Source organism: Crocosphaera watsonii WH 8501, from assembly GCF_000167195.1.
GTDB lineage: Bacteria > Cyanobacteriota > Cyanobacteriia > Cyanobacteriales > Microcystaceae > Crocosphaera > Crocosphaera watsonii.
Genome location: NZ_AADV02000192.1, coordinates 1 through 7,363, shown reverse-complemented (window position 1 = coordinate 7,363; position 7,363 = coordinate 1). Strand labels below are relative to the sequence as shown.

Here is a 7,363-nt window from a genome sequence, read left to right as displayed (position 1 = left end):
CACGTCTTCCCCCCCCCATTTGCAAATGATTATCATTATCGTTCATTCTCAATAAGCTCTCTGGTTGCCGACAATTGTTTAGGGTCGGGTAACAGAGAAAAACCGCTCTGGACTTACTTTTCAACCTACTTGTCACCCCGTGAGAAATTTTAGTCCATTGCCTCAATTTTTAATCCTTTCAGGTGTTAGTTCAAGTGGTTTAGGTTTAGGTTATTTAATAGGTGTGTTAATCAGGTGACTTTTTGGAAATTGAGTGAATATTGTAGGGTGAGCAAAGCCAGAATATAGCTTAATTAATCTAGGAGATAAATATCTTGCCCACCTAATACTTAAATAATAATGGTGGGCAATGATTATGGGTTAATCTTCAATAAAATAAATTACCCCATTTGCCCACCCTACTCTAATTCTCATCACAATGGTGGGCAATGATTATGGGTTAATCTTCGATAGAATAAATTACCCCATTTGCCCACCCTACAGTTAATGGTAATTGTTAATTGGGAAGATTGTAGGGTGGGCAAAGCCAGAATATAGCTTAATTCATGTAGAAAATAGATATCTTACCCACGTAACACCTAAATAATAATGGTGGGCAATGATTTTGAGTTAATCCTAAATAAAATAAGTTATCCCATTTGCCCACCCTAGAGTTTTTTCTCTTTAAGTGAGCATTTAACGATTAAAAATTTATATAGCTTTTAGTTTAACACAACCATGATAGTTGTCATGGTCTAGAAGACTGTGTTTATAATTGCGATCGCTTAACAATAGATTGTCTTAAATAAGCGATCGCATTATTTGAGCTTAAGATTCCTGTTGTGTTCTATTGTGATTAAAAACTTCAAATACTTGACGGCAAAAAGATCTAAATCTTTCTGCAATATCCTTAGCCGGTTGATAATCACCTTCTAGCTGCCAGCTTTCTACTGTTGACAGTCGCCACGCTTGTCCCTGATGATTAAAAGCAGTTATTTCTAAACCCACCAACCTTTGGATTTTATCTACGGGATCTTTATGAAACCTAATCTGTACTAACATACTCCGACCTTGAAAGCGAGGACTCCATCCAGGTAAGTGAAAAGCAATATCAATAGAGTGAGGATCGACTAATTCCAGGGTTCCAGGATCATTTACCCAGGGTTGAAGATCAGCTTTAGCATCGGGAAAATGGGTTTTAAATAAATGAACAGTGGAGGCAATTTTTGTAGCGATTTCTACACCTTGAGCTTTTTCCGATGCGTTCATGTTTTAGTTTCCTCTTGATAAGTCCTAGTCAATAGCTAATTTTAGCCATCCAGCTTTATTCTATGTCAGTATCTAAATTAATTCACCGATTAAAGACTATAATAAACTTAAAGATTTTGTTTAATTTTTCATCAACTAAAAACTCTCATAGGCATTACAATAGCTGTAGAGAAGTTTCTAATTAAGCCACCCAATGGTGAATAAGCGTTCTCAACTCTAGTCTTAATTTCGGCTTCTTTGCAACTATTCACCCCCTTGGAACTGTCTTTGAGGCAATAGCCGTCATGGCATCAAATCAAGATAAAGATCAATTCTTCTACCCTCGGTATCCCTATCGTGGGGAAGTAAAACCGGAAAATGTAGTTTTTAACGCTAACTTACAAGAGTTTGCTCAAGAAGTTAACTATCTTTGTAATTTAGAAACAGCAGGAAAAATTAAACCTGAACAAGCTTATCAAAAAATTAAAGAACTATGGAAAAAACTCAAACTGTCTAAACACGAATTGAAAATAGGAGAAAATTTATTTAACCAAGAGTTTGATGACGATAACGAAAACGGCACTGAAAATGAATAGCTTGACCGATCGCACCGTCTCAAGTAAATAATATTGTAACTATTACATGGTTGCTCATAATGTCCCGTTCTAAGGCAATACAATATTATATAGCTGCCCGTCTTCTCCTTGCCCCCTTAATGGTGTGGACTATTGTTACTTTGGTTTTCTTGCTGTTACGGGCAACCCCTGGTGATCCGGCGGATGCTATTTTAGGAAACCGTGCGCCAGAAGCCTTAAGGGAGAGTTTAGGGCTAAATAAACCCCTCTGGTTACAATATTTGGCTTATTTAGGTCAACTCCTTAGCTTAAACCTGGGAACATCTGTTACCAGTCAAGGGCAGTCCGTTTGGGAAATTATTACCCAACATTTTCCAGCTACTGCTGAACTTACTTTTTATAGTATGGTGGTGGCCATGGCTATTGGAGTCACTATCGGTATTTTATCCGCTTCCCGACCCAATACTGCTATTGATGTGGGGGGGGCGACTGTTTGGCATCATCACCTATTCTTTGCCCATATTTTGGGTGGGAATGCTCTTTCAGTTAATTTTTGCGGTACAGTTGCGCTGGTTTCCTCTAGGAACCCGTTTTCCCATCAATCAAACCCCTCCCAATGGCCTGACTGATATCTATACCCTTGATAGCCTTTTTAGCGGTAACTTGGGGCAATTTTTCACCGCAGCCTACTACTTAATTTTACCCTGTTTTACCTTGGGTCTATTATTGAGTGGCATTTTTGAACGCATGGTGAGGGTAAACTTAAGACAAACCTTACAAGCAGACTATGTAGAAGCGGCTAGGGCTAGGGGTATCCCCGAAAGACGAATTTTGTTGGCCCATGCCCTGAAAAACGCTCTCATCCCTGTTATTACCGTCTTTGGATTGACGTTTGCGGCACTATTGGGAGGTGCAGTGTTAACAGAAGTGACCTTTTCTTGGCCAGGGTTGGGAAACCGTTTGTATCAGGCGATCGATGTGAGAGACTATCCCACAGTACAAGGTATTATGGTCTTTTTTGGGGCTATTGTGGTAGTAGTGAGTATTTTAATCGATTTAATTAACGCCTACATTGACCCCCGTATTCGTTATTAATTTATATTCAAACAATATGCAATACTTAGATAAGATAAAAACAATTTTTCGACAAATTTTAACCCTAATTTTGGTCGGGTTTTCTCTTGTAACATTAACCTCTTGTGCTGCTACTGGGAATCAAAATCAAGTGGTTTTATCCATTTTAAGCGATCCTAAAACTTTCAACGCTGTCTTATCCCAAGAGTCTCCTAATATTTTTGGTTTAACTTATGAAGGGTTAATTACCGAGAATCCTTTAACAGCAGAAAAAGAACCAGCTTTAGCAGAATCTTGGGACATTTCTGAGGATAAATTAACTATTGTTTTTACCTTAAGAGAAGGATTAAAATGGTCTGATGGAGAACCATTAACAGCAGATGATGTTATTTTTACTTACAATGATTTGTATTTGAATGAGAAAATTCCTAACAATTTTCGGGATAGTTTCCGAGTTGGCAGTAAAGGAGATTTTCCCAGCATTAAAAAGTTAGATGACAGACGCATAGAATTCAAAATTACAGAACCGTTTGCCCCCTTCTTAGATAATGCTGGTGTTCCTATTTTACCTGCTCATATTTTGCGTCAAACCATCCAAGAAACAGATGGGGAAGGGACTCCCAAATTTTTATCAACTTGGGGAACGGATACACCACCAGAAAATCTTATTGTCAATGGTCCCTATAAACTTAAGGAATATGTGACAAGTCAACGAGTTGTCTTTGAGAAAAATCCTTATTATTGGAAAAAAGATCAACAGGGAAATCAGTTACCAAATCTTGAAAATGTTGTTTGGGCAATTGTGGAATCAACAGATACCTCTTTATTACAATTTCGCTCAGGTAGTTTAGACTCTATTAGTGTTACTCCTGAATATTTTTCCTTGTTAAAAAATGAAGAAGACAGGGGGAATTTTACGATCTATAATGGGGGTGCGGCATACGGCACTGTGTTTATTTCTTTGAATCAAAACCGAGGAAAAAGGGAGGGCAAACCTTTAGTTGATCCCATTAAAGCTGAGTGGTTTAATAATGTTAATTTCAGAAAAGCTGTTGCCTACGGAATTGATAGACCTCGAATTATTAACAATATTTATCGTGGTTTAGGTAGTCCCCAAAATACACAAGTTTCTGTACAATCTCCCTACTATAATCAAGCAGTAGAAGGTTATGATTATAATCCAGAAAAAGCCAAAGAATTATTATTAAAAGAAGGCTTTACCTATAATTCAGAGGGACAGTTATTAGATAGCAAGGGAAATGAAGTTGAATTCAATTTAATTACCAACGCAGGAAACAAAATTAGAGAAGCGATGGGAGCGCAAATTAAAGAAGATTTAGGACAATTGGGAATGCAGGTTAATTTTAGTCCTTTAGCCTTCAATGTTTTGGTAGATAAACTCAGTAATTCCTTAGATTGGGAAGCGCATATTATCGGTTTTACAGGAGGTAATGAACCCCATTCTCCTAATCTTTGGTACACCGATGGGAACTTACATATGTTTAACCAAAAACCTCGACCTGGAACCAAACCTCTCACCGGAAGAGTAGTATCAGACTGGGAGAAAAAAATTGAGCAATTGTATATTACAGGTTCTCAGGAAGTGGATATGGATAAACGTAAAGAAATCTATAACGAAGCACAAGAGTTAGTATCAGAATATCTGCCATTTGTTTATCTAGTTAATCCCTATTCTTTAGCTGCGGTTAAAAATCGTTTTGATGGGATTGAATATTCTGCCTTGGGGGGTGCTTTTTGGAACATGGAAAAACTGTCTGTCAATGATGTTAGCCAAGAATAATGTAAGGTTAAACAGAATTTAATGTTTAACCTTGTATTTTTAATAAATATTGACTAGAATGGAACGAAAATTCATGCAATTATATTGTAGGTATAACTACGTATGTTCAAAACAATCCTCAAAAACTTCCTATGGGTAACCCCTGTGGGTTTAATGATGGTTTCTGGTGGTCAAACAACTGCTGCCACCATCTTGTTAGATGATTTTGATTCTTTACAAGGAACCAGCAATAAAGAATGTAAGATTTATTGGGATTGAGATCACAAAGACTTAAAGTACCTACAACCTAGTTATTGGACTTTGGACAAAAAAATTTTGTTAGCGTATATTTTACGCTAAACTAAAATCCCAAAATATCGGCTCTGTATCAGTCAATAAAATTGTCTGACAAATAGGGCTAATCTATAGATTCTGAGGAAAACTAAGGAGCTTTTAAGTTTTCAGTTGATTTTTTGCTCCCTTTCTTGATAACATCATGACGAGTTCGTGGGGCTTTTTTGTAACCTTTAATACGTCCGGAAGAAAAACCTCGACGTTTGGGAAATTTGGCGAAAGTCCCCAAGGTCGTAATTATTCTTGAAAAGTCTCTTTGAACTAGACTAGGGGTGATTTTGATGGATTTATTAGTCTTCAAATACTGTTCCCAATCACGGGGTAAAACCACAGCTAATTTTCTGGCAGCCCACAAATTTACAGAAGAAAGAAGTGTTAGTTTAAACCAATTTTCTTCATGATGTACATCGGGAGTTAAATAAGATGTCATCAATAATCTTTGTTTACCAAATCGAAAAAGATGTTCCATGTCATAACGTTGTCGATAACACTGATAACAATCAACTAAACTTAACTCATCGCGCCGAGAACCAATAACAATAAGCCACATAGGTTTTCAAATACTATTTCTTTCTTGAGCTCTGACAACTATCTGGAGTAAAGTAAAGGGGTGATTGTTCATTTTATAGTTTTTAGTTCCTCTCATTAACATCTGTTTCCATCCCGAAATAGTCACTGTTAATTGACGACCTTTTTTCGTTGTAAAGGGAACATGATGAACTTCATCATGTTCAGTCCAAGTTTGGTCATCTTTAAGGTCAAATTTATCCCCATACCAACGGGGAGCTAATTGTCATATTATTCGTTATCAGGTTAATCGAAAGGGAACAATCTACTGGTATTATAAACCACAGGCTGCTGAATCAATTTTTCCTATGGCCACTAATAATGAGAAAAAAACCAAATATAAATATTTAGGACGAGCCGGAAGTTCTGCTCATATTGATGCTGTAGAAAAACTCACTAGAAGAAATCTCATTGATGAATTAGAACGAGTCATTCAATCTCTAACTGAAAGCTACTTAGATATCTATATTGGAACCGAAACTGAATGAAGCTATTTAATATTTAAAATCCCCTAAAAAGATGGAAAGAGAGTTTTTAAAACCCCCTTAATTCTCTATTTTAGCTCTGGAGATATGTTTAGCGTAAAATTTACGCTAACAATTGTTTTTTATCCAAAGTCCAAGAGACTTAAGTTCGTTGAGTTGTTTGTTAGCGGTTTCGATACGTTGTGTGACTGTCATGGTTTAGACCTCTTTGTTTTTTGCTTATGTAATAGGGTCTACTTGCTAAAAGTTTAGCAATCTCCATCATATCAGACCCTTGCTTTTCGTGGAGTTTTATTATCTTATCTTGGTAATGAGCCTCTAAGCTCCTAAGCTCCGCACGATGCTCAGCTTCTATTATTTTGAGTTGAGTCTCGTAGGACTGTTTTGCTTTACTTTCTATCCCAGACTCCGCACTTCAAAATGTAGTATAAAAAAATACATAGTTTTAAAAAGTCCGAAAATCATACCTGGGCAAGAATATTTCTCTTTTCATTAAATTTTTAGGAAAAATAATCAAATTAAGAAGATTTATACCCATTGAAAACTTAGCAAGACTCAGCACAAACGAAGGAGAGTTTCCTCTTCTCATTTGATATCATTAGACTCTTATTCTTTTATTATTTTTGCTTTATCCAATTCAATTTATAGATAATATCTTTCACAAGATGCAGGTAATAAACTCAATATAAAACGCCTTTCTCCTGTTAAATTGACAATTTGTTTAACTCCGTTTAAAATCACATAATGAATACCTTGAAAACATTGAAATATCCACCTCAAAGTCGGACGCAATGTTACTTTTCCTACTTGATTATTTATTCCTTTTTTGACTCTTTTTAAACAATTTCTTAATTCTCTTTGCCCCAAGTTATAAATCAACAAACACAAAGACATTAAAAATAACATTGTTTCTATTCTTTCTGGTTTTTCAACGAAAAAACTATCAGTAAAAAATAAGGGATCTTTCAAAAATCGAAATCCTCTTTCCGTAGATTGCTGGTTTTTATAAGTTATCAGAATTTCACTAGCTTCTAATTTATTTTCCTCTACTAAGTTAGTTGCTAAAATAAATTTTCCTGCTTCTTTAGTCTTTCTACTTATCTCTTCATCTTTTTTGATGATCAGACTAATCATTTTATAAATCTTTTCCTTTTTTTTCGAGTAAGTTTCAATCAGTTCAACTTCTTTTATTTCCAACAATCTCAATTTTTTATTAATAGCTTTTAATTTATATCGAGCAGATTGAGGATGTTCAAATTCTTCAGATTTATTCATTAAGGTTTGGTACCGAGTCGATCTAT

Annotated in this window: 5 protein-coding genes and 3 pseudogenes; 5 read left to right on the top strand and 3 right to left on the bottom strand. The window is 35.8% G+C overall.

Annotated features, from left to right (window positions below; all coding sequences use genetic code 11):
* Window positions 1-807: 807 nt before the first annotated feature.
* On the bottom strand, window positions 808-1,248 hold the full coding sequence (locus CWATDRAFT_RS28245) for a hypothetical protein (RefSeq protein ID WP_007308187.1): 441 nt from the start codon (window positions 1,246-1,248) through the stop codon (window positions 808-810).
* Window positions 1,249-1,532: 284 nt separating this feature from the next.
* On the opposite strand from CWATDRAFT_RS28245, the gene CWATDRAFT_RS28240 reads away from it, so the two are divergent.
* The 4 genes and pseudogenes from CWATDRAFT_RS28240 to CWATDRAFT_RS37795 all read left to right on the top strand — a co-directional run bounded on the left by CWATDRAFT_RS28240 (window position 1,533) and on the right by CWATDRAFT_RS37795 (window position 4,935).
* Window positions 1,533-1,823, top strand: coding sequence for a DUF7219 family protein (locus tag CWATDRAFT_RS28240; RefSeq protein WP_007308186.1), 291 nt, complete (start codon window positions 1,533-1,535; stop codon window positions 1,821-1,823).
* A 59-nt stretch (window positions 1,824-1,882) separates the two neighbouring features.
* Window positions 1,883-2,897 (top strand): annotated as a pseudogene (locus tag CWATDRAFT_RS28235) (ABC transporter permease).
* A 16-nt stretch (window positions 2,898-2,913) separates the two neighbouring features.
* On the top strand, window positions 2,914-4,677 hold the full coding sequence (locus tag CWATDRAFT_RS28230; RefSeq protein ID WP_007308184.1) for an ABC transporter substrate-binding protein: 1,764 nt from the start codon (window positions 2,914-2,916) through the stop codon (window positions 4,675-4,677).
* A 102-nt stretch (window positions 4,678-4,779) separates the two neighbouring features.
* Window positions 4,780-4,935 carry a hypothetical protein gene (locus CWATDRAFT_RS37795; protein WP_157134195.1) on the top strand — a complete coding sequence of 52 codons (156 nt, stop codon included), beginning with the start codon at window positions 4,780-4,782 and terminating at the stop codon, window positions 4,933-4,935.
* 163 nt (window positions 4,936-5,098) lie between these two features.
* Here CWATDRAFT_RS37795 and CWATDRAFT_RS28225 read toward each other — a convergent pair.
* Window positions 5,099-5,794, bottom strand: a pseudogene (locus CWATDRAFT_RS28225) (NF041680 family putative transposase); the annotation flags it as partial.
* A 1-nt stretch (window position 5,795) separates the two neighbouring features.
* Between CWATDRAFT_RS28225 and CWATDRAFT_RS28220 the strand changes: the two are divergent.
* Window positions 5,796-6,065, top strand: a pseudogene (locus CWATDRAFT_RS28220) (hypothetical protein); the annotation flags it as partial.
* 639 nt (window positions 6,066-6,704) lie between these two features.
* On the opposite strand, the gene CWATDRAFT_RS28215 reads toward CWATDRAFT_RS28220, so the two are convergent.
* A partial coding sequence (locus CWATDRAFT_RS28215; protein WP_007308182.1) for an IS1634 family transposase occupies window positions 6,705-7,363 on the bottom strand: 659 nt, incomplete at its 5' end.